Source organism: Gordonia sp. w5E2, assembly GCF_036540975.1.
Classification (GTDB): domain Bacteria; phylum Actinomycetota; class Actinomycetes; order Mycobacteriales; family Mycobacteriaceae; genus Gordonia; species Gordonia jacobaea.
In genome coordinates this window covers 3,847,536-3,869,893 of record NZ_CP144213.1, presented here as the reverse complement: position 1 = coordinate 3,869,893, position 22,358 = coordinate 3,847,536, and the positions used below count along the sequence as shown (strand labels likewise).

Annotated in this window: 17 protein-coding genes; 14 read left to right on the top strand and 3 right to left on the bottom strand. The window is 64.5% G+C overall.

Features of this window, described 5'->3' with window-relative positions:
• From RND64_RS17450 to RND64_RS17415, 8 genes are all read left to right on the top strand, one after another.
• Positions 1–1,056, top strand: coding sequence for an MlaD family protein (locus RND64_RS17450; RefSeq protein WP_270483899.1), 1,056 nt, complete (start codon positions 1–3; stop codon positions 1,054–1,056).
• Positions 1,053–2,369: an MCE family protein gene (locus RND64_RS17445; RefSeq protein WP_270483898.1), complete on the top strand. Its 1,317-nt coding sequence runs from the start codon at positions 1,053–1,055 to the stop codon at positions 2,367–2,369. Before RND64_RS17450 ends, RND64_RS17445 begins: the two co-directional genes overlap by 4 nt.
• The gene (locus tag RND64_RS17440) at positions 2,369–3,703 is read left to right on the top strand and encodes an MCE family protein (protein ID WP_270483896.1); all 1,335 of its coding nucleotides are present in this window, start codon (positions 2,369–2,371) and stop codon (positions 3,701–3,703) included. The genes RND64_RS17445 and RND64_RS17440 overlap by 1 nt, the downstream gene beginning before the upstream one ends.
• A complete protein-coding gene (locus RND64_RS17435; RefSeq protein ID WP_270483894.1) occupies positions 3,704–4,981 on the top strand; it encodes an MCE family protein in 1,278 nt (425 codons plus the stop codon).
• 81 nt (positions 4,982–5,062) lie between these two features.
• Positions 5,063–5,695 (top strand): hypothetical protein, encoded by a 633-nt coding sequence (locus RND64_RS17430; protein WP_049698694.1) that lies wholly within the window; start codon positions 5,063–5,065, stop codon positions 5,693–5,695.
• Positions 5,695–6,732: a hypothetical protein gene (locus RND64_RS17425; protein ID WP_049698695.1), complete on the top strand. Its 1,038-nt coding sequence runs from the start codon at positions 5,695–5,697 to the stop codon at positions 6,730–6,732. Before RND64_RS17430 ends, RND64_RS17425 begins: the two co-directional genes overlap by 1 nt.
• Positions 6,733–7,191: 459 nt before the next feature.
• On the top strand, positions 7,192–10,689 hold the full coding sequence (gene rpoB / locus RND64_RS17420; protein WP_049699013.1) for a DNA-directed RNA polymerase subunit beta: 3,498 nt from the start codon (positions 7,192–7,194) through the stop codon (positions 10,687–10,689).
• A gap of 79 nt (positions 10,690–10,768) precedes the next feature.
• On the top strand, positions 10,769–14,725 hold the full coding sequence (locus RND64_RS17415; protein WP_049698696.1) for a DNA-directed RNA polymerase subunit beta': 3,957 nt from the start codon (positions 10,769–10,771) through the stop codon (positions 14,723–14,725).
• Positions 14,726–14,919: 194 nt separating this feature from the next.
• On the opposite strand, the gene RND64_RS17410 is transcribed toward RND64_RS17415, so the two are convergent.
• Genes RND64_RS17410 through RND64_RS17400 form a run of 3 tightly spaced genes read right to left on the bottom strand, consistent with a single transcriptional unit; the run spans position 14,920 to position 16,264 of the window.
• Positions 14,920–15,291 (bottom strand): VOC family protein, encoded by a 372-nt coding sequence (locus RND64_RS17410; RefSeq protein ID WP_049698697.1) that lies wholly within the window; start codon positions 15,289–15,291, stop codon positions 14,920–14,922.
• A 12-nt stretch (positions 15,292–15,303) separates the two neighbouring features.
• Entirely contained in the window at positions 15,304–15,585 is a 282-nt protein-coding gene (locus tag RND64_RS17405; RefSeq protein WP_049698698.1) for a hypothetical protein, read from the bottom strand.
• A gap of 25 nt (positions 15,586–15,610) precedes the next feature.
• A complete protein-coding gene (locus tag RND64_RS17400) occupies positions 15,611–16,264 on the bottom strand; it encodes a TetR/AcrR family transcriptional regulator (protein WP_235434336.1) in 654 nt (217 codons plus the stop codon).
• 236 nt (positions 16,265–16,500) lie between these two features.
• Here RND64_RS17400 and RND64_RS17395 point away from each other — a divergent pair, with 236 nt between their 5' ends.
• Genes RND64_RS17395 through RND64_RS17370 form a run of 6 tightly spaced genes read left to right on the top strand, consistent with a single transcriptional unit; the run spans position 16,501 to position 22,357 of the window.
• Positions 16,501–17,280 carry an ABC transporter permease gene (locus RND64_RS17395; protein ID WP_049698700.1) on the top strand — a complete coding sequence of 260 codons (780 nt, stop codon included), beginning with the start codon at positions 16,501–16,503 and terminating at the stop codon, positions 17,278–17,280.
• Between the two features lie 17 nt (positions 17,281–17,297).
• On the top strand, positions 17,298–18,161 hold the full coding sequence (locus tag RND64_RS17390; protein ID WP_049698701.1) for an MlaE family ABC transporter permease: 864 nt from the start codon (positions 17,298–17,300) through the stop codon (positions 18,159–18,161).
• Positions 18,158–19,180, top strand: coding sequence for a hypothetical protein (locus RND64_RS17385; RefSeq protein ID WP_049698702.1), 1,023 nt, complete (start codon positions 18,158–18,160; stop codon positions 19,178–19,180). The genes RND64_RS17390 and RND64_RS17385 overlap by 4 nt, the downstream gene beginning before the upstream one ends.
• Positions 19,177–20,235, top strand: a complete 1,059-nt coding sequence (locus tag RND64_RS17380) for an MlaD family protein (protein ID WP_049698703.1) — start codon at positions 19,177–19,179, stop codon at positions 20,233–20,235. The genes RND64_RS17385 and RND64_RS17380 overlap by 4 nt, the downstream gene beginning before the upstream one ends.
• Positions 20,223–21,239, top strand: a complete 1,017-nt coding sequence (locus tag RND64_RS17375) for an MlaD family protein (protein WP_049698704.1) — start codon at positions 20,223–20,225, stop codon at positions 21,237–21,239. The genes RND64_RS17380 and RND64_RS17375 overlap by 13 nt, the downstream gene beginning before the upstream one ends.
• On the top strand, positions 21,233–22,357 hold the full coding sequence (locus RND64_RS17370) for an MlaD family protein (protein WP_049698705.1): 1,125 nt from the start codon (positions 21,233–21,235) through the stop codon (positions 22,355–22,357). Before RND64_RS17375 ends, RND64_RS17370 begins: the two co-directional genes overlap by 7 nt.
• Position 22,358 lies beyond the last annotated feature (1 nt).

Genomic DNA, 22,358 nt, shown 5'->3' with positions numbered 1-22,358 from the left:
ATGGCAGACGGAACAGCCCAGAAGAAGCCGGGGCACAAGCGATTTGGTGGGCATCGCAGCCCCGTCAGTATCGGTGCGATCGGCATCCTGATCCTGCTCATGATGGCGGTGTCGGCGTTCTACCTGAACTCGTTGCCGCTCGTAGGTGCGGGCGCCCAGTACACGGCCAAGTTCACCGAGGCCGCCGGGTTGCGCGCAGGTGCTGAGGTTCGGGTCGCAGGCGTCAAGGTCGGTGAGGTCAGCGACGTGTCGCTCGACGGCAACCGCGTCGACGTGAAGTTCCGCGTGAACAACACGTGGATCGGCGATCAGACCCAGGCGTCGATCCAGATCAAGACGGTGCTGGGGCAGAAGTACCTGTCGCTCAATCCCCGCGGCAGCAAGATCGCCGACCCGAGCGTCGCGCTCACCGATACGGTGTCGCCCTACGACGTGATCGAGGCGTTCTCCGACGCCGCCGACTCGGTCGAGACGTTGAACACCGATCAGCTCGCGACGTCGATGAAGGCGATCTCCGACACGTTCTCCGGAACGTCGGGCGACGTCGGACCTGCGCTCGAAGGCGTCACGCGTCTGTCGCAGACGATTGCCAGCCGCGACCAAGAGGTGCAGAAGCTACTCGAGGCGACCAAGAGCACGTCGAAGATCCTCGCCGATCGCAACCAGGAGTTCGTGAAGCTGATCGCGGGCGCCGGCCAGTTGCTCGACGAGCTCAACAACCGCCAGAAGAACATCTCGGCGTTGCTGAAGACGACGACGGCACTGAGTGATTCGCTGAGCGGGATCGTCCAGGACAACCAAGCTCAGATCGGTCCGGCGCTCGACTCGCTGAAGGGTGTCAACGACCTGCTCAAGGAGCAGAACCAGAACCTGCAGGACACGATCACGTACATGGCGCCGTTCTATCGGCTGTACGCGAACGTGCTCGGCAACGGTCGGTGGTTCGAGTCCGTGGTGACCAACCTCCTGCCGCCCGCACTGCCGCAGCAGAACACGACACGTCTGCCCAACAAGCAGGCGAACCAGAACAACGGTGGAACGGAGGCAACCGGATGACCACCCCGGATCTGTCCAAGACCTCCGGTCCAGGACGTTGGTTTACTCCACGCCACATCGTGATCATCGTGCTCGGGTTGATCCTCGCGCTGATCGTCGCCGGTGCGCTGTGGTGGGTCTTCAGCTCGATGGGGACAACGAAGATCACCGCGACGTTCGCGCGGACGGTCGGTATCTACAAGGGTTCTGACGTCCGGGTTCTCGGTGTGCCGGTCGGCAAGATCGACTCGGTCACCCCTGACGGCCAGACCGTCAAGGTGACGATGACCGTCGACCGTGGCGTCGACCTGCCTGCCGATGTCCGTGCGGTTCAGGTGATCCCGTCAGTGGTCGCCGACCGGTATGTCCAGTTGACGCCCGCGTACTCGGGTGGCCCCAAGGCGCCGCGCAACATCACGCTGACCGAGAAGCAGACGATGGTTCCGGTCGAGGTCGACAAGATCTACGAGAGCGTCGAAAAGCTGTCGAAGGCGTTGGGTCCCAACGGAGCCAACAAAGACGGAGCGGTCAGCGACCTCGTCGCGGTCGGTGCGCAGAACCTCGAGGGCAACGGCGCCAAGCTCGGCGATGCCATCGAGAATCTGTCCAAGGCGACGACGACCCTCTCGGATTCGCGCGGCAACATCGTCGACACCGTCAATAACCTCGACGTGTTCGTCGGGGCGTTGAAGGAGAACGACTCCCAGGTTCGCCAGTTCAACAACCAGATGGCGTCGTTCAACACCTTCCTCGCGGGGGAGCGGCAGCAGTTGTCGGCCGCGCTGAACAAGCTGTCGATCGCGCTCGGCGACGTCGCGACGTTCGTCGCCGACAATCGCGAGCAGATCGGCGAGACGGTCAACGACCTGAAGCCGACGACCCAGGCGCTCGTCAACACGCAGCAGAGTCTCAAGGAGACGCTGACCGTGCTGCCGCTGACGATCAACAACCTGATCAACGCCTACGACGCGGAGTCGGGCACGATCGCCATGCGTCTCACGCTGCCGGACCTGCAGGACCCGACACAGGCAACGTGCCAGTTCCTCGACCTCGGTGCGCTGCTGCCGGGCAATCCCGCAGCAGATCAGTTCAGCGACACGCTCAAGCCGTTCATCAACCAGTGCAAGACGATCGGCAAGCAGATCACGAATGACGTGCTCACCCCGATCCTGCCGGTGCTGCCGTTCGGCATCATGAGCAACAACAAGCTGCAGCGGTACCCGGTACCGGGAACGGTCCCCGGAACACCCGACCCGCAGGCGAACCCGGGCCCGGCGACCAAGACGCCGGCATCGGCGAAGCCGTCGGCCACGCCACGGTCGGGAGGTAACTGATGACTCGGCTTATCGGTGGGTTCGTTCCGCGTGCGTGGCGCGGGGTCATCGCCGCGGTGGCGGTGTTGACCGCGGTGCTGACGGTTGCGGGTTGCGGGTCGAACGGGATTCAGTCGATTCCGCTGCCCGGCGGCGTCGACGTCGGCGACAATCCGCGCACCTACAAGATCCAGTTCTCGAACATCCTCGACCTGGTTCCGCAGTCGGTGGTCAAGCGTGACGGTATCCCCGTCGGACGTGTGACCAGCGTCGAGATCCCGAAGAACGAATGGTTCGCGCTCGTCACCGTCAAGGTGAAGAACGACATCGATCTGTCCGATCAGGCCGGTGCGGCTGTGCAGCAGACGTCACTGCTCGGCGAGAAGTTCGTCGCGCTGACCGAGCCCGCGAACAGCGCGTCGCTGCCGCGTCAGGACCAGTCGGCGGCGATTCCGCTGGATCGCACGCGGACCGCAACCGATATCGAACAGGTACTCGGCGCACTGTCGATGCTGCTCAACGGCGGTGGCATCAACCAGCTCGAACCGATCGTCACAGAGCTCAACAAAGCGCTCGACGGTCGTGCCGACAAGGTCAACGATTTGATCCAGAACGCCAGTTCGCTGATGGCAGGCCTCAACCGCCAGCGCGACTCCATTCTCGGGGCGATCGACGGCCTCGACAGGTTGTCGGACAGGGCTGCAGCGCAGACGACGCAGATCGATCGCATCCTCAAGGAACTGCCGGCAGGTGTGGCAGTGCTCGAGGAGCAGCGTCCGCAGTTCGTCGACCTGCTGACCAAGCTCGACAAGCTCGGTCAGGTCGGCACCGACGTTCTCGGACGGTCGCACGACGCGCTGATCACAGATCTGAAGGCACTGCGTCCCGTGCTCACTGAGCTCGCGAAGGCTGCCCCTGATCTGATCACCGCGGCACCGCTGATGCTGACGCACCCGTTCCCGGATTCGTTGCTGCCTGCTGTCCAGGGCGACTCGACCAACCTGTTCATGACGCTCGACCTGCGGCTGTTGAACCAGCTCGAGGCGTTGGGCGTCGGACAGGGGACGCCGAAGTACTCGCCGCCACAGCGGCACAGCGTCCCGGTGAACCCGAGCAACCCGTACATCAACGGAAATGGCCCGCGTTACGGCTGGCCGACGATCACGTTGTTGCCGCCTGCTCGCAATGCGACGCCGGGTCCGAACACGCCACCGTCGGGTGGCCGATACCCGGCATCGGCGACGGTCCCGCGTGGCAGTGGGGCGTCGGCGCAGAAGCCCGCGAACTTCCCGGCACCCGCGTCGAGCGACCAGAGGTTCATCGAAGGTCCGCTGAAACTCCTGGGGGTCGGATAGATGATCGGCAGACTCGCGAAGATCCAGCTCATCTTGTTCGTGGTCGTCGGCCTGGTCGCGATCGCGTTCGTGGGTGCAAAGTACGCACGACTCGACAAGACGGTCGGCATCGGCACGTACACGGTGACGGCGTCGCTCAAGGACTCCGGCGGCATCTTCACCAATGCCGAGGTGACCTACATGGGCATCCCGGTCGGTCGTGTCGGCAAACTCGAGCTGACGAAGACCGGCGTGAACGTCGCACTCGTCATCGATTCGAACTCGCCGCAGATTCCGGCTGATTCGGTCGCGGTGATCGCGAACCGCTCGGCGATCGGTGAGCAGTACGTCGACCTGCAACCGCAGTCGACCGGCTCGCCCTACCTCGCCGACAACTCGACGATCACCCGGTCATCGGTTCCGCCACCGCTCGAGGACGTCGTGTCGTCGGCGATCGACTTCACCGAGTCGATCCCGATCGACGATTTGCACACGGTGATCACCGAGCTCGGTAAGGCGTTCAACGGTCAGGCCGAGAACCTCACGCGGCTCGTCGACTCGCTCGGCAAGCTCTCGCGTGCAGGCGTCGACAACCTCGACCAGACGATCTCGCTGATCAACAACGCCAACGTCGTGCTGGCCACGCAGGCCGACCAGTCCGATCAGATCCTCGCGTGGTCGCGCAGTCTCGACCTGGTCACGGCGACGCTCGCGGCGTCCGATCCTGACCTGAGACGACTGCTCACCACCGGAACGACGTCGGCGACGCAGATCTCGAATCTGATCCAGAAGAACGGCGGCGATATCGCCAAGGTCGTCGGACAGCTCTCCGAGGTTGCACGCACGATCGAACCTGCCGGCTACATGACCAACGGAACGTTCGCGATGCTGTCGGCGCTGTCGGCAGGCAGCCATTCACCGGCACCCGGCGACGGGCAGATCCACTTCGGCGTCGTGCTCGAGACCAATAACCCGCCGGCATGTACCCGTGGTTACGAGTCGACCGACGCCATGATCGACAACATCCGTAAGAAGGACCCGACATTCGACATCCGCTACGACGAGTTCCCGTTCAACACGCAGGCGTCCTGCAACGTACCGTTCGGAAATCCGACCGGTGTGCGCAGCGCCAAACGCGTGGAGTACGCGAACCCGAACACACCTCAGCCCTGGGATTCGACCCCGAAGAAGGATCCGGACAAGCTCAACCTGACGCCGTTGGCCACGCAGTTGGCGGCGATGATGGGCGTCCGTCCGGTGAAGCCGGGTGGGTTCGGCACCGACGGATTCGGTGGCTGACCGGCGGGAGCGCCGCGTCGTCGACGATGTGTGTCGATCGAATTGGCTCTCTCTCAGGTGTGCTCGCTACAGTGACGCCCGATGACCACCATGACTGACCCGACACAGGCGTCGGAGCCGACGAACGCGAACGACAGCACGTGGCGCAGTCACCCGCTCGTCGGCGTGCTCGCCATCGTCGCGGTGCTTGTGGCCGCTGCGTGTGTCGCTTTCTTCGGCTACCGCGCGTACGAGGTGTACTTCGTAGAGAAGCCGATCCAGACCGCGCGCGACGAGGCGGTGTCGGGTGCCGAGCAGGCGATCATCAACGTCACGACCGTCGACCCGAAGAACACCGCTGACTGGAAGCGTCGCGTCGACAGCTCGTTGACCGGCAAAGCCAAGGAGCAGATCACCGCTCAGGACGTGACGACGCTCAATCAGCAGATCACGCAGGCGGGGCCGCAAGCCGCGACGCTGACGTCCCGGCTCAAGCGGTCGGCTCCGACCGAGGTCAACGCCGACGCCGGCACGGCCAAGGTGCTGATCTACGTCGACGCCACGGCCAAGCGGGCCAACGAGGCCGGCGTGACCCAGACGATGGGCTTCTCGGTCACCATGACGGACGTGGACGGCACCTGGAAGGCGTCGAACATCTCTCCGCTGGACGGGATCAACGTAGAGGAGCCGGGACAGTCGGGCTCCGGTAATCAGCAACAGGGAGGGGGGAACTGATGGCACGCCCACCGCGTAAGCCGGGCAACGGCCCGTCCCGTCGACCCTCCGCATACCGGCCACGAGTCGCCGGCCGCGGCCGCTCCTCGGCCGCCGGCGACCCGCAGACGCCCGAACCCACGGAGACCCCGGAGACTACGGGGACTCCCGAGGGCGCGGAGACTTCGCCGGTCGACGCCCAGGCCGCCGAGAGCGCAGATGCCGAAGTCGTCGAGACGACCGAGGCTGCTGAGAGCACCGACGTCGCTGACAACAGCGCAGAGAGCGCCGACGCAGCCGAAAAGGCAGAGGCCGCTGACACAACGGATGCCGCCGAAACCACGGAAGCCGCCGAAACCACCGCGGGCACCGGCCCGTCGCTCGAGAAGTCCGACTCCGACGTCGCGGAGGCACGGCCGACCGCGAAGACCCGACGTGTCGCCCGCGTCTCGACAATCAAACCCAACACCGCAGCGTCGCAGAGTTCGACGACGCCGGTGTCGACGCATCAGGGCTCGAAACCACGCAGGGGCGCTTCACCGTCGTCGTTTGTGAAGCTGAGCCGCCGCACGCTGACGGTTCTCGGCATCATCACGGGCGTGCTCGCGATCGCCGCGATCGTGCTGGCAGTCCACCCGGGCGCGACAATCGGTTCGAACAAGGCATTCATCGACCAGGCAGCAACCAGCGAACTGGTGTCACAGGCCCAGACCAAGGTCTGCACCGCCAATTCCGCCAACGGAACGAAGTTCGACGAGTGGTCGAACAACGCGAGGTCGGGACTGACAGGGGAGGCCCTCGCACAGTTCAACAAGCAGGTCGCGCCCCTCAAACAGGTCATGGAGCTGGCCAAAGCCACCACCGACTGCCAGATCGACGCGATCGGCGTGCGCGACCTCACCGGCAGCGGCGACGGTTCCCGCGCTGTCATCGTGGTCAACATGATCCTGTCCGGCACCCAGAACGGCGTACCGACACAGAGCCTCACCCCGCGCTACCAGGTGAACATGGAGAAGCACGGCGACTCGTGGCTCATCGCCAAGGTCGCAGATATCTGAGTTGCCCGAGCGCGGCTCCTCGTCGTGCAAAACTGCCCAGCGCGGCCATGTGGCCAGCGCGTGTTCTACGCGCGTCGTGATGCTGAACAGTCGGCGCTTTGACCCCTCAACGCGGCATCACGCAGGTGAGGCGCTAATTTTCTTACACAAATTGGCGCGTACCGCTTGACGTGGCGGCGTTGGCGGGCCAATCTGTGACCAGCGATTGCAGCGCGGGCAGCCACCAGTGCGAAATCGTTTCCAGACGCTACTTGACAAAGTGCGTCTATTTTCTGCTACAGTTGGACGTTGCGCTGGCTGCCTCCTGTCCATCTGTCGATTCTCCTTCTGGCCACATTCTCCTCTGGTGTGTGCATGGTGATCGCGATCGAAGGTTGTCACCAGCGAACGGCCCACCAAGCCACTTAGCGCTTGTTGCACACACCGCTAGGCAGAACCCTCGTGTTGGAAGGACGCACCTTGGCAGTCGATCGCCAGTCCACCTCAACCACCATCCCGAATGCGCCGCACCGCGCATCGTTCGCGAAAATCAGCGAGCCTCTGGAGGTACCGGGCCTCCTTGATCTACAGCTCGATTCCTTCGAGTGGCTCGTCGGCTCCCCCGAGTGGCGCGCCAAGGCCATCGCCCGTGGCGAAGAGAACCCCGTCGGCGGTCTGGAGGACATCCTCCACGAACTGTCGCCGATCGAGGACTTCTCGGGCTCGATGTCGCTTTCCTTCTCCGACCCTCACTTCGACGAGGTCAAGGCCTCCGTCGAGGAGTGCAAAGACAAGGACATGACCTACGCGGCGCCCCTGTTCGTCACCGCGGAGTTCATCAACAACAACACCGGTGAGATCAAGTCGCAGACCGTCTTCATGGGCGACTTCCCGATCATGACCGACAAGGGCAGCTTCATCATCAACGGCACCGAGCGTGTCGTCGTCTCGCAGCTCGTCCGTAGCCCGGGCGTCTACTTCGACGCCTCCATCGACAAGGCCACCGAGAAGACCCTCCACACCGTGAAGGTCATCCCGGGCCGTGGCGCGTGGTTGGAATTCGACGTCGACAAGCGCGACACCGTCGGCGTGCGCATCGACCGCAAGCGTCGTCAGCCGGTCACCGTGCTCCTGAAGGCTCTCGGCTGGACGAACGAAGAGATCAGCGAGCGTTTCGGGTTCTCCGAGATCATGATGTCGACCCTGGAGAAGGACAACACCGCCAACCAGGACGAGGCGCTGCTCGAGGTCTACCGCAAGCTGCGTCCGGGCGAGCCCCCGACCCGCGAGTCGGCCGAGAACCTCCTCGAGAACCTGTTCTTCAAGGAGAAGCGCTACGACCTCGCCCGCGTCGGCCGCTACAAGGTCAACAAGAAGCTGGGCCTCACCGACAACCCGATGACGGGCGAGTCGGTCCTCACCCGCGAAGACATCGCCGCGACCGTCGAGTACCTCGTGCGCCTGCACGATGCCGACCCGCACACCGTGTCGTTCTCGCAGGTCGCCGGACCCGACAGCCTCGAGGTTCCGATCGAGGTCGACGACATCGACCACTTCGGCAACCGTCGTCTGCGCACCGTCGGCGAGCTCATCCAGAACCAGATCCGCGTCGGACTCTCGCGTATGGAGCGCGTCGTGCGTGAGCGCATGACGACCCAGGACGTCGAGGCGATCACCCCGCAGACCCTGATCAACATCCGTCCCGTCGTGGCGGCGATCAAGGAGTTCTTCGGAACGTCGCAGCTCTCGCAGTTCATGGACCAGAACAACCCGCTGTCGGGTCTGACGCACAAGCGTCGTCTCTCGGCACTCGGCCCGGGTGGTCTGAGCCGTGAGCGTGCGGGCCTCGAGGTCCGCGACGTCCACCCGTCGCACTACGGCCGCATGTGTCCGATCGAGACCCCTGAAGGTCCGAACATTGGTCTGATCGGTTCGCTGTCGGTGTACGCACGGGTCAACCCGTTCGGCTTCATCGAGACGCCGTACCGCAAGGTCGTCGATGGCGTCGTCAGCGACGACATCCAGTACCTGACCGCCGACGAGGAAGATCGTTTCCTCATCGGCCAGGCGAACACCAACTTCGACCTCAACGGAACCATCACCGACGATCGCGTGCTGGTCCGTAAGAAGGGTTCGGAGGTCGAGTTCGTCGGCGCGAGCGACGTCGAATATCTCGACGTCTCGCCGCGACAGATGGTGTCGGTCGCGACCGCGATGATCCCGTTCCTCGAGCACGACGACGCGAACCGCGCCCTGATGGGTGCGAACATGCAGCGTCAGGCCGTGCCGCTGGTCCGTAACGAGTCGCCGCTGGTCGGCACCGGTATGGAGCTGCGTGCGGCGGTCGACGCCGGCGACGTCATCGTCTCGGGCAAGACCGGTGTGATCGAAGAGGTTTCCGCCGACTACATCACCGTGATGGCAGACGACGGCACCCGCGACACCTACCGGATGCGCAAGTTCGCCCGTTCCAACCACGGCACGTGCGCCAACCAGCGCCCGATCGTCGACGAGGGACAGCGTGTCGAGGCAGGTCAGGTCCTGGCCGACGGTCCGTGCACCGAGAACGGCGAGATGGCACTGGGCAAGAACCTGCTCGTGGCGATCATGCCGTGGGAGGGTCACAACTACGAGGACGCCATCATCCTGAGCCAGCGGCTCGTGGAGGAGGACGTGCTCACCTCGATCCACATCGAGGAGCACGAGATCGACGCCCGCGACACCAAGCTCGGTGCCGAGGAGATCACGCGTGACATCCCGAACGTCTCCGACGAGGTCCTCGCCGACCTCGACGAGCGCGGCATCGTGCGTATCGGTGCCGAGGTCCGCGACGGCGACATCCTGGTCGGCAAGGTCACCCCGAAGGGCGAGACCGAGCTGACCCCGGAAGAGCGTCTGCTCCGCGCGATCTTCGGTGAGAAGGCTCGCGAGGTTCGCGACACGTCGCTCAAGGTGCCTCACGGTGAGACCGGCAAGGTCATCGGCGTCCGCGTCTTCAGCCGCGACGACGACGACGATCTCGCACCCGGTGTCAATGAGCTGGTCCGCGTGTACGTGGCTCAGAAGCGCAAGATCCAGGACGGCGACAAGCTCGCAGGCCGCCACGGCAACAAGGGCGTCATCGGCAAGATCCTCCCGCAGGAGGACATGCCGTTCCTGCCCGACGGCACCCCTGTCGACATCATCCTGAACACCCACGGTGTTCCGCGTCGTATGAACATCGGTCAGATCTTGGAGACCCACCTCGGGTGGATCGCCAAGACCGGCTGGAACATCAACGTCGCGAATGGTGTGCCCGACTGGGCGTCGAAGCTGCCCGAGGACATGTACTCGGCCGAGCCCGACACCAACACCGCAACCCCGGTGTTCGACGGCGCCCGCGAGGAGGAGCTGACCGGACTGCTGTCCTCGACGCTTCCGAACCGCGACGGTGAGGTCATGGTCAACGGCGACGGCAAGGCGATGCTGTTCGACGGTCGTTCCGGCGAGCCGTTCCCGTACCCGGTGTCTGTCGGCTACATGTACATCATCAAGCTGCACCACCTGGTCGACGACAAGATCCACGCTCGCTCCACCGGTCCGTACTCGATGATCACCCAGCAGCCGCTCGGCGGTAAGGCCCAGTTCGGTGGCCAGCGCTTCGGTGAGATGGAGTGCTGGGCCATGCAGGCGTACGGCGCTGCCTACACCCTGCAGGAGCTGCTGACGATCAAGTCCGACGACGTGGTCGGCCGCGTCAAGGTCTACGAGGCCATCGTCAAGGGCGAGAACATCCCCGAGCCGGGCATCCCCGAGTCGTTCAAGGTGCTCCTCAAGGAGCTGCAGTCACTCTGCTTGAACGTCGAGGTGCTGAGCTCCGACGGTGCGGCGATTCAGATGCACGACACCGATGACGAGGATCTCGAGCGCGCAGCCGCCAACCTCGGCATCAACCTGTCGCGCAACGAGTCGGCCACTGTCGACGACCTCGCGAACTGATCTCGCTGCCGCCGGTCACGGAGTTTCCGTGACCGGCGGCCAACGGCCCTTTATTGACAGAGCTCTGGAAAGGTAACAAGTGCTCGACGTCAACTTTTTCGACGAACTGAAAATCGGTCTTGCAACGGCCGACGATATCCACAACTGGTCGTACGGCGAGGTCAAGAAGCCGGAGACCATCAACTACCGCACGCTCAAGCCTGAGAAGGACGGCCTGTTCTGCGAGAAGATCTTCGGACCTACTCGCGACTGGGAGTGCTACTGCGGCAAGTACAAGCGCGTGCGCTTCAAGGGCATCATCTGCGAGCGCTGCGGCGTCGAGGTCACCAAGGCCAAGGTGCGTCGTGAGCGGATGGGCCACATCGAGCTGGCCGCACCGGTCACCCACATCTGGTACTTCAAGGGTGTCCCGAGCCGCCTGGGCTACCTGCTCGACCTCGCGCCGAAGGATCTCGAGAAGATCATCTACTTCGCCGCATACGTCATCACCTCGGTCGACGACGAGCTCCGCCACAACGAGCTCTCGACGCTCGAGGCTGAGATGGAGGTCGAGAAGAAGGCTGTCGCCGATCAGCGCGACGCCGACCTCAACGAGCGTCAGCAGAAGCTCGAGGCCGACCTCGCCGAGCTCGAGGCCGAGGGTGCCAAGGCCGACGTGCGCCGCAAGGTGCGCGACGGTGGCGACCGCGAGATGAAGCGGATGCGCGACGCAGCACAGCGTGAGCTCGACGCTCTCGAAGAGCTGTGGGACAAGTTCGTGAAGCTCTCCCCGGGCGATCTGATCATCGATGAGAAGCTCTACCACCAGCTGCAGGACCGCTACGGCGAGTACTTCACCGGTGCGATGGGCGCCGAGGCGATCAAGAAGCTCCTCGAGACCTTCGACATCGACGCCGAGGCCGAGTCGCTGCGCGAGACCATCCGCAGCGGTAAGGGTCAGAAGAAGCTGCGCGCGCTCAAGCGACTCAAGGTCGTCGCGGCGTTCCAGCAGTCGGGCAACTCGCCGCTGGGCATGGTCCTCGACGCTGTGCCGGTGATCCCGCCGGAGCTGCGTCCGATGGTGCAGCTCGACGGTGGCCGTTTCGCGACCTCCGACCTCAACGACCTCTACCGTCGTGTGATCAACCGCAACAACCGCCTCAAGCGACTGATCGACCTCGGTGCTCCCGAGATCATCGTCAACAACGAGAAGCGGATGTTGCAGGAGTCTGTCGACGCCCTGTTCGACAACGGCCGCCGCGGCCGTCCGGTCACCGGACCGGGCAACCGTCCGCTCAAGTCGCTGTCCGATCTGCTCAAGGGCAAGCAGGGTCGTTTCCGTCAGAACCTGCTCGGTAAGCGCGTCGACTACTCGGGCCGTTCGGTCATCGTCGTCGGCCCGCAGCTCAAGCTGCATCAGTGTGGTCTGCCCAAGCTGATGGCTCTCGAGCTGTTCAAGCCGTTCGTGATGAAGCGTCTCGTCGACCTGAACCAGGCGCAGAACATCAAGAGCGCCAAGCGCATGGTCGAGCGTCAGCGCCCGGCCGTGTGGGACGTCCTCGAAGAGGTCATCGCCGAGCACCCCGTGCTGCTCAACCGTGCTCCGACGCTGCACCGCCTGGGTATCCAGGCGTTCGAGCCGCAGCTCGTCGAGGGCAAGGCCATCCAGCTGCACCCGCTCGTGTGTGAGGCGTTCAACGCCGACTTCGACGGTGACCAGATGGCCGTGCACCTCCCGCTGAGTGCGGAGGCGCAGGCCGAGGCACGCATCCTGATGCTGTCGTCGAACAACATCCTGTCGCCCGCGTCGGGTCGCCCGCTGGCCATGCCGCGTCTGGACATGGTGACCGGTCTGTACTACCTGACCACCCTCAAGGAGGGCGCGGCAGGCGAGTACACCCCGGCAACCGACGACGACATCGAGCGTGGCGTCTACTCGAGCCCGGCTGAGGCCATCATGGCCGTCGACCGCGGTGCGCTCACCGTGCAGTCGCGCATCAAGGTGCGTCTGACCGATCAGCGTCCGCCTGCCGACATCGAGGCCGAGCAGTTCCCGGATGGCTGGAAGTTCGGTCAGCCGTGGGACGTCGTGACGACGCTGGGTCGCGTGCTCTTCAACGAGCTGCTCCCCGTCGAATACGCGTATGTCGACGAGCAGATGCCGAAGAAGCGTCAGGCCGCGATCATCAACGATCTCGCCGAGCGCTACCCGATGATCGTCGTCGCGCAGACCGTCGACAAGCTCAAGGACGTCGGCTTCTACTGGGCCACCCGTTCGGGTGTCACCGTGTCGATGGCCGACGTGCTCGTGCCGCCGGCCAAGGCTGAGATCCTCGAGCGTTACGAGGAGCGGGCCGACGGACTGGAGCGCAAGTTCCAGCGTGGTGCCCTCACCCCGGACGAGCGTCGTGATGCTCTGGTCGAGATCTGGAAGCAGGCCACCGAGGAAGTCGGTAAGGCCATGGAGGACTACTACCCGGACGACAACCCGATCACCATGATCCCGAAGTCCGGCGCGACCGGAAACATGACCCAGGTGCGAAACCTGTCGGGCATGAAGGGTCTGGTGACGAACCCGAAGGGTGAGTTCATCCCGCGTCCGATCAAGTCCTCGTTCCGCGAGGGTCTGACCGTCGCCGAGTACTTCATCAACACGCACGGTGCTCGTAAGGGTCTGGCCGACACCGCACTTCGTACGGCCGACTCGGGTTACCTGACCCGTCGTCTGGTCGACGTCAGCCAGGACGTCATCGTCCGCGAGACCGACTGTGGCACCGAGCGCGGCATCAACGTGTTGCTCGGCGAGAAGCAGCCGGATGGTTCGATCATCCGCGACGCGCACGTCGAGACCTCGGCGTACGCCCGCACCCTGGCCGCCGACGCGGTCGACGAGAACGGCAACGTCATCGTCGAACGTGGTCACGACCTCGGCGATCCGGCCATCGAGGCTCTGCTCGCAGCAGGCATCAACCAGGTCAAGGTCCGTTCGGTCCTGACCTGCGCGACCGGCACCGGCGTCTGCGCCATGTGCTACGGCCGTTCGATGGCGACCGGCAAGCTCGTCGACATCGGCGAGGCCGTCGGTATCATCGCCGCACAGTCGATCGGTGAGCCCGGTACCCAGCTGACGATGCGTACGTTCCACCAGGGTGGCGTCGGTGACGACATCACCGGTGGTCTGCCGCGTGTCCAGGAGCTCTTCGAGGCGCGCGTGCCCAAGGGTGTCGCACCGATCGCGGAGGTCTCCGGACGGATTCGCCTGGAGGACGACGACCGCTTCTACAAGATCACGATCATCCCCGATGACGGATCGGAAGAGGTTGTCTACGACAAGATCTCGAAGCGTCAGCGTCTGCGTGTCTTCAAGCACGACGACGGCTCCGAGCGTCTTCTCGCCGACGGCGACCACGTCGAGGTGGGCCAGCAGCTCATGGAGGGTTCGGCGAACCCGCACGAGGTGCTGCGCGTCATGGGTCCGCGTCAGGTGCAGGTGCACCTGGTCAACGAGGTCCAGGAGGTCTACCGGAGCCAGGGTGTGTCGATCCACGACAAGCACATCGAGACCATCGTGCGTCAGATGCTGCGTCGTGTGACGATCATCGACTCGGGTTCGACGGAGTTCCTGCCCGGCTCGCTCACCGAGCGTGCCGAGTTCGAGGCCGCGAACCGTCAGGTCGTGTCCGAGGGTGGCGAGCCCGCCGCCGGACGTCCGGTCCTCATGGGTATCACCAAGGCCTCGCTGGCGACCGAGTCCTGGCTGTCGGCGGCGTCGTTCCAGGAGACCACGCGTGTCCTGACCGATGCGGCCATCAACAGCCGCAGCGACAAGCTGATCGGTCTGAAGGAGAACGTGATCATCGGTAAGTTGATCCCGGCTGGTACGGGCATCAACCGGTACCGCAACATCGAGGTCCAGCCGACCGAGGAGGCCCGCGCGGCCGCCTACGCGGTGCCGTCCTACGACGACACCTACTACAGCCCGGACGGCACCTTCGGTGCTCCCGCCGGCGCTGCGGTTCCGCTGGACGACTACGGTTTCGGCAGCGACTACCGCTGACGGTAACCCGCTGATCGAGCTGTAGTTCTCGCTGATCGAGCTTGTCGAGATCATCGCTGATCGGCGGTAACCCGCTGATCGAGCTCGCTCTCGCTGATCGGCGGTAACCCGCTGATCGAGCCTGTCGAGATCACCGAAACGGCCCCGCACCTCACAAGGTGCGGGGCCGTTTTGCGTGACGATGCGTCGGGCGCTCACTCGTACCGGTAGGGCAAGTACTGCACGTTCCAGTGGTTGCCATCAGGATCGTCGAAGTAGACGAAGTGGCCCCACGACTGGACGTCGACCTCACTGGCGTCGACGCCGGCGTCGAGTAGCTCCTTCCGCGCAGCCTGGATGTCGGACACGCAGAGCATCAGTGTTCCGGCGTTGGGTGGCGCGGCGTCGACGATGCCCCGGCCGAAAGCGATCGAGCAGCGCGAGCCGGGCGGTGTCATCTGCACAAACCTGATCTCGTCGGTGGGGGACGAGTCGTGGTCGGGGTTGAACCCGATCCTGGTGTAGAAGTCCTTTGCTCGATCGACGTCGGTGACGGGCAGAAACGCGACTTCCAGTGTCCAATCCATGATTGTGGCCTTTCAGGTGGGACGCTTCGAGGTTCGAGCCGAGTGCCAATCACTCGACGAACCGAGCATCGCAGCCAATGCGGTCATATCGGGTCCGCAATAGAAACCCGGCGCCGCCCAGTCGACGCGACGAGACGCACACTCGACGGGCTCGAGCGCCCACTCGACGCCACGAGACGCCCACTCGGCCGGCGCGAGCGCCCAGTCGACGCGACGAGACGCCCAGTCGACGCGACGAGACGCCCACTCGGCCGTCTCGAGCGCCCAGTCGACGCCCCCGCTGATCGCGCGCAACCCCCGCTGATCGAGCTTGTCGAGATCACCAGAACATCGGGGCGAGGAACTTCGACGCGTAGTCGCGCAGCGCGTCGGCGTCGTCGATGTCGACGGTGTGCGAGTCGGTGAGCGCGAACGACATGATCAGCCGAAACAGCGTCTCCGACGCGAGCCGCAGGTCGGCGTCAGGCATGTTGGCGCCCGCGGCACGCAGGGAGTCGACGATGCTCTGACTGAACTGCCCGACCATTTCCACCACGTACGGGCCGTCGAATCCGATGATCAGGTCGGCGGCGCCCGGCTCGTCGGCGAGTATGCGGGTGACGAGTTCATTGCTGCGAGCCCGCGTGATGGACACCTGGAACCCCTCGATCACCGCTTCGCGCGGGTCGAGGTCGCGAACAGCCTGTTGCATCTCGGAGAAGAAGTCCCTGCGCAGTTGCAGCACGACCTCGGCCAGGAGCGCATCCTTGCTGGGGAAACGGCGATACAGCGTGCTGCGGCTGACGCCTGCGTCGCGGGCGATGCAGTCGATGTTGGCTCGACGGACCCCGGAGCGCACGAACTCCGACGACGCCGCGTCGATGATCCGACGCTCCTGTTCCTCGGCGCGTCGACGACGCGACGCACCCAGCATCGTCATCGCCGAACCCGCGTGGGTCGACGCCGCGGTCGAGGCTGAGCCTACTTCTGACACTCGTGAACCATAACTCACTCCAACGTTTCACGATCTCAAACACTCGACATCGACGGTATCGAGCATCGAGCGTGCGACGAGCTTGTGTTTCTGCAGTTGACAGCGCAACCACGAATGGGGGTGTGACAGCGGACACATGGATATGTGATACTCGCCTCGGCGCGAAGAATGAAACCGGGATGTCTAATACGTCCCAAAACCAAACAAGTGCTTGATTGAGTTTATGGGGGTTGCGCGTGCCGATGGCGCAGAGTGTGCAGGGCTTCGTCCGCACGGTCAGGCTGGGCGTGCGCACCTCTGTCATCGCGACGACAGACATCGTCGGCGGCAGGTTTCCGGTCCGCGAGGCGACCGTTCAGGCGTGGTTCCTGCTCAGCATCACGGTCCTGCCCGCCCTGCTGATGGCCGTACCGTTCGGAGTGATCATCGCGGTGCAGATCGGCGGCCTCACCAGCAACCTCGGCGCCACCTCGATGGCCGGAGCCGTCGGCGGCATGGGTGTCATCCAGCAGGGCGCGCCGATGGCCGCCGCCCTTCTGCTCGGTGGTGCAGGGGCGTCGGCGATCACGGCGGATCTCGGAGCTCGCACGGTCCGCGAGGAGATCGACGCCATGCGAGTCCTCGGCATCGATCCCACGCGCCGGCTCGTCGCACCGCGGATGGTCGCGATGGTGCTGGTCGCCCCGGTTCTCTCGATCCTCATCATCGTGATCGCGGTGGCCGCGAGCTTCATCGTGGCGATCGTCGGACAGGGGGTCATCGCGGGCTCGTATTGGCAGTCGTTCGGCAGCTACGCGTCGACCACGGACCTGTGGATCTGCCTGGGTAAGTCGGTCATCTTCGGTTTCGTCGTGGTGGTCATCGCGAGCAGGCGGGGGCTCGAGGCCGCCGGGGGCGCCCGCGGCGTCGCTGACGCTGTCAACGCGGCCGTCGTGCTCGGCATCGTCGCGTCGATGGTGATCAACGTGATCATCACCCAGGTCACGACGCTCTTCATCCCGCCGCAGGTGATCTGAGATGGCGGTGATCTGACATGGCGCAACGCGCCGGGAGTTACATCCCGAGTACCAAGTTCCCGCGCTTGGAGAGAGTCGCCGACGACGCGGGCCGCCCGTTCGAGCACATCGGCCGCCAGGTGACATTCGTGCTCGACACCATCGCGGGTCTGCCGCACACGGTGCGCGCGTATCGCAACCAGACCCTCGCGGCGTTCGCCGAGACCACCTGGGGCAACGGCTCGATCCTCGTCGGCGGCGGGATCGCGAGTGTGCTTGCAATCCTTGGTGTTTCGGTCGGCGGCATGATCGGCATCCTCGGTGTCACCTCGCTCTCATCGCTCAACCTCTCTCCGATGGCAGGCCTCATCACCGGGTACGCCGCCACGCGTGAGATGGCCCCGATCGTCGCGGCAGTGGGGTTCGCCGCGCAGGCGGGATGCCGGATGACCGCCGAGATCGGCTCCATGCGCATCTCGGAGGAGATCGATGCCCTTGAGGCGCAAGCGATCCGGCCGATTCCGTTCGTGGTGGGCACACGCGTCATCGCGGGCGTCCTCGCCATCGTGCCGTTCTATCTGATCTCGCTCTGCCTGGCCTATCTGTCTTCGCGGCTGGTCGTCAGCGTCGTCTACGGCAATTCCGCGGGCGCCTACGACCGCTACGTCGAGGCGTTCGTGAGTCCGGTCGACGTCGTCTATTCGACGATCAAGGTCGTCGTCTTCGCGGTCCTGGTGATCATCGCGCACACCTATTACGGCTTCTTCGCGAGCGGCGGTCCCGAGGGAGTCGGCATCGCGTCCGGCCGGGCGATCCGCGCCAGTCTCGTGCTGATCGTCGCGGCCGACATGGTGATGTCGCTGATGTTCTGGGGTCTGAACTCGGGGCTGAACTTCGCATGAGCAGGGCACGCGAACTCTCCCCGGCCGCGCTGCGCAAGCGAGGCATGCTCGCCGTGCTCGTGGCTGTAGCCGTCGTCGCTCTCGTCGCCATCAAGCCCTTCAGCGGAGGCGACGACTCCGTGCGCTTCGCCATCGACGCCCCATCGCTTCCCGACGGCGTGCAGGAGGGCGTCCCGGTCGATATCCGCGGCGAGACCGTCGGAGAGGTCTGCGGCCTCGACATTTCACGCCGCGACGTCACGCGCATGGAGGTCTGCGTCAACCGGGACGCCATAGGCGAACTGACCGAGAACACGGCGGTGAGCTTCGTGTCGCGCAACCTCTTCGGCTCCGACGCCGTGCGTCTGAACCCGACGGGTTCGGGCTCGTCGGTCACCAGTGGCAGCACCATCACGCTCGCACAGGCGCCGTCGGACTACACCGTGACGGCCACCGTGCGCAGTGCGGGCTCCTTCACCCTGCCCGTGCTGTCCCCACAACTCAGCGACCTACTCAAGCAGGTGAGCGACACGACGATTCGCCTGTCACCGTTTCTGACCGCGGCAACCGTCACTCTGCAAACGGTGCAGCAAGGGCAGCGCACACGTCTGAATGCGCTCTTACCCACTGCCGCAGACGCGTTCAGCGGCGTCGGTGCTGCGGCAGCGGGCGCAATCAAGGGACTCAACATCTTCAACTCCAACCCCCTCCTCCTCGACCACGGTTACGTGCTGCAGGTCGCGCAGATGATCGGCGACATCGGAGATCTGTTCGGCGGCATGGGATCACTGTTCAACGGCCTCGCGCCGTTCGGCGCGTTCATGGACCTCACCAACGCATTCACGACGCCGCTCGGGCAAGGACTTTCGGGTGTCACCCCCGCGCAGGTCGGCACGCTGATCGATCACTTCGGCAATGCGTTCCACACCGATCCGACGACGGGGCGAACCACCCTGTCGGTAACCGCGCACCTCGACGTCGTGCCCGGAGCATCGGCACCGTTGAACCAACTGCTGTCGAGAGTGGGTGGAGGTTCGTGAGAAACGCGTCGTCGGCGACGAAACGACTGCTGCTCGTGGCGGCCGTCGTGATCCTCGCCCTCTATGCGATCGTGCAGGCGATCAATCGGCCGGTCGGCGGCGACGTCGAGACCTACCGCGCCGAGTTCTCCGACGTGTTCGGGCTGCACAAGAACGCCGACGTCCGCGTGCGCGGCGTCCAGGTGGGCAAGGTGACCGACATCGATCTCCAGTCCACCGGCGTGGCAATGGTGACTTTCACCGTGCGCCAAGAGAATCGGCTCACCAGTCGCGATCAGCTCGCGATTCGATTCCAGAACCTCGTCGGCCAACGCTACCTCGCGGTCACCAAAGCAGAAGTTGCACAGAAAGCGGAGGTCAACGGGACCGTCAGCACGACCACGCCAACGGATGCGGCGCCACTCGACCCCGGTCAGGTGATCCCCGTTGCCAAGACGAGTGGCTCCTTCGACATCACCAAGCTGTTCAACGGATTACGACCGCTGCTGCAGGGCGCCGACCCCGAGGTGTTCAACACCTTCGCCACCAACATGCTCCATCTGCTCCAGGGCGAGGACGGCGTCGGACTCGGCGACGTCCTCGCCGACGTCGAACGTCTCACCCGTTTCGCTACCGACAAGAAGGCCCTGATCTCCACGGTCGTCAACAACCTCGGCATCGTCTCCGCTGCGCTGCAGGGCAAGTCCGAGATCATCGGGGTGCTGATGAAAGGCCTCGGCGTACTCTTCGACACTCTCGAGACCAAGCTCGATCTGCTGAAGTCCGCATTCGGCAACGGCGCCAGAGTGTTTCCGCCGATCGTCGACCTGCTCTCGAACCTGTTCGACCTCACTCTCGGTGGCCACGACAACGTCTCTGCGCGCATCATGCAACTCGTCCCCGACACCAACCAGTTCGCCGAGGTGCTCGGCGCGTTGCCGACCTTCCTGGCGACCGTGAACGCGTCGATGAGCCACCTGGGCTTCGACGCGACGTGTTCGCGCGGCGAGGTGGCGCTGCCGGAGATGGGGCAGGTCCTGCTCGGCGGAGGGAAGGTGACGTTGTGCAAGGCCTGAGTCGACTATCCGACTTCGCTGTCCGCGACCAGGTCTCCCGCAGGGCCGAGATCTCCTGGGCCGTCGGGGTTGTCGCCGTCGTGGCCGTGCTGGTGGTCGTCGTCGGCGTCCTCTATATCTCGCCTCCCGGGCGCGCGATCGTGCACGCGGTGATGTCGGAGAGCGGCGGCATCAAGGGCGGCACCGAGGTACGCATCGCAGGCGTGACCGTCGGCAAGGTCACCGATGTCGCATTGTCCGACGACAAAGTCGACGTCTCGCTCTCCGTCGACCGCACCGTATTCCTCGGCGACCAGACCTCCCTCGACGTCCGGATGCTGACGGTGGTCGGCGGAGCATACGTCGCACTGCTGCCCGCAGGAGATAAACCGTTGGGCGACTCAGTGATTCCCGTCTCGCGTACCTCCGTGCCCTACTCGATCTCCGAGGTGCTCGACTCCGCCGCCAAGACCACCTCGGGCATCGACGCGCCGACGATGCGCGGCACGGCGATGGCGCTGACCAACAGCCTCGACGCCGCGCCCGGCGCCATCCGCGGCATCATGTCCGACGTCGACACCCTCACGGGCTTGCTCGACAAGCAGCAGGATCAGATCAAGAGCGTCGCCGACATCGGCGGCGAATACAGCACAGCCATGGCGGCACAACGAGCCACGCTCGTCGAGATGATCAAACGCATTCACGCCGTACTGCCGCTCATCATCGGCTACAAGGATCGTGGCATCATCACCTACGACGCCCTCGCGTCGCTCGTGCTCTACGTCGGCGACGTCCTCGGCGAGCCGTATCAGGCGCGCATCAAGCCGCCCCTGCGCAAGATCATCGCCTCCGCGGGCGAGACCAAAGACATCGCGGCAAAGATGAGTGTCGCGATCACACAGCTGCGCGGCATCGCCGACAAGCTCAGTCGCACAATGCATCCCAATGGCGTGACACTCGACTTCGGTGATCAGGTGATCGACGACTCGTCGATCTGCATACCCATCGCGGGCCGCACATGTTGACCGCACGAGCGCGCCGAATCGACAGCAGGGCGATCGCACTGGTCGCCGCGATCCTCGTCGTCGCGCTGCTTGTCGGTGCGGTGGTCGTCTACCTGAGGTCGACGTCGAACAACGCGCGTGCACTCTGCGCCCAGCTACCCGACTCGGCCGGCCTCTATGCGGGAAATGCGGTCAACATCCGGGGCGTCAAGGTCGGAACAGTGACCTCGCTGAACCCCGAAAACGGTTACGTGACAGTGCACATGAAGGTCGACGACCGGCCGCTGGCTTCCGATCTCAAAGTGGTCGCGATCAACAACTCGGTGCTCGCCGACCGTCGTCTCGAACTCGTTGGCACCGACGCACACGGCGGCCCCGAACTAGCCGCGCAGACATGTGTTCCGCTCTCTCGGACGTTTACGCCCATCTCGGTCAGCGATGCGTTCCAGTCGTTCACGACGATGTTCAACGAGGTCGGGGGAGTGGGTACAGATACGAAAAAGCCGGTGGGAGAGCTCATCTCGGTCACCTCGCGGGAGATCAACGGGACCGGCGGCGACATCAACAAGTCCATCAAGAACATGTCGAGCCTGATGGCAGCACCCGACGAGTTCCTCGCGCAGATGCGCTCGATCTTCGACAATCTGGCGACGCTCACCGATGTCACCACCCAGAACTGGGATGATCTGCGCGATATCGGGACCAACTCGGCGTCGTTGACGTTCATGATGGGCAGGCTGATCGAAGACTTCGTCTATATCTTCAATGGATTGTCTGAGGCCGCGCCCGCGATCGACGATCTTCTCGGCGACCTCCTACCGCCGCTGCTCGACACCGCCGACGTCGCGAAACCGCTGATCGATCTCGGTGTCGCCAAAACCCCTGACCTGCTTGTGCTTCTGCGTGAGATCCCGGGAATCGCGACGTCGGCGTTGGCCATGATGAGCCGGTCCGCGCGAGGGGTTCCGGTGTCTGTGTCGGGGCCGAAGGTGCTCACCAGGACCCCGAGTAGCGCGGCGCTGTGCGGACTCCTCGACCGCAGCGGTGCCGGGAGCTGCGACGTCCGCACCGGACAGACGGCGGTCGTCGATCTCACCGGCCTCGTGGGCGCTGCGATCCAGGGAGGTCTCGGCCGATGAT

Excerpts from the sequence above, each read along its gene's own strand:
- RND64_RS17450 (WP_270483899.1), top strand. The coding sequence starts at position 1 with ATGGCAGACGGAACAGCCCAGAAGAAGCCGGGGCACAAGCGATTTGGT.
- RND64_RS17445 (WP_270483898.1), top strand. The coding sequence starts at position 1,053 with ATGACCACCCCGGATCTGTCCAAGACCTCCGGTCCAGGACGTTGGTTT.
- RND64_RS17440 (WP_270483896.1), top strand. The coding sequence starts at position 2,369 with ATGACTCGGCTTATCGGTGGGTTCGTTCCGCGTGCGTGGCGCGGGGTC.
- RND64_RS17435 (WP_270483894.1), top strand. The coding sequence starts at position 3,704 with ATGATCGGCAGACTCGCGAAGATCCAGCTCATCTTGTTCGTGGTCGTC.
- RND64_RS17430 (WP_049698694.1), top strand. The coding sequence starts at position 5,063 with ATGACCACCATGACTGACCCGACACAGGCGTCGGAGCCGACGAACGCG.
- RND64_RS17425 (WP_049698695.1), top strand. The coding sequence starts at position 5,695 with ATGGCACGCCCACCGCGTAAGCCGGGCAACGGCCCGTCCCGTCGACCC.
- RND64_RS17410 (WP_049698697.1), bottom strand. The coding sequence starts at position 15,291 with ATGGATTGGACACTGGAAGTCGCGTTTCTGCCCGTCACCGACGTCGAT.
- RND64_RS17390 (WP_049698701.1), top strand. The coding sequence starts at position 17,298 with ATGGCGCAACGCGCCGGGAGTTACATCCCGAGTACCAAGTTCCCGCGC.
- RND64_RS17385 (WP_049698702.1), top strand. The coding sequence starts at position 18,158 with ATGAGCAGGGCACGCGAACTCTCCCCGGCCGCGCTGCGCAAGCGAGGC.
- RND64_RS17370 (WP_049698705.1), top strand. The coding sequence starts at position 21,233 with ATGTTGACCGCACGAGCGCGCCGAATCGACAGCAGGGCGATCGCACTG.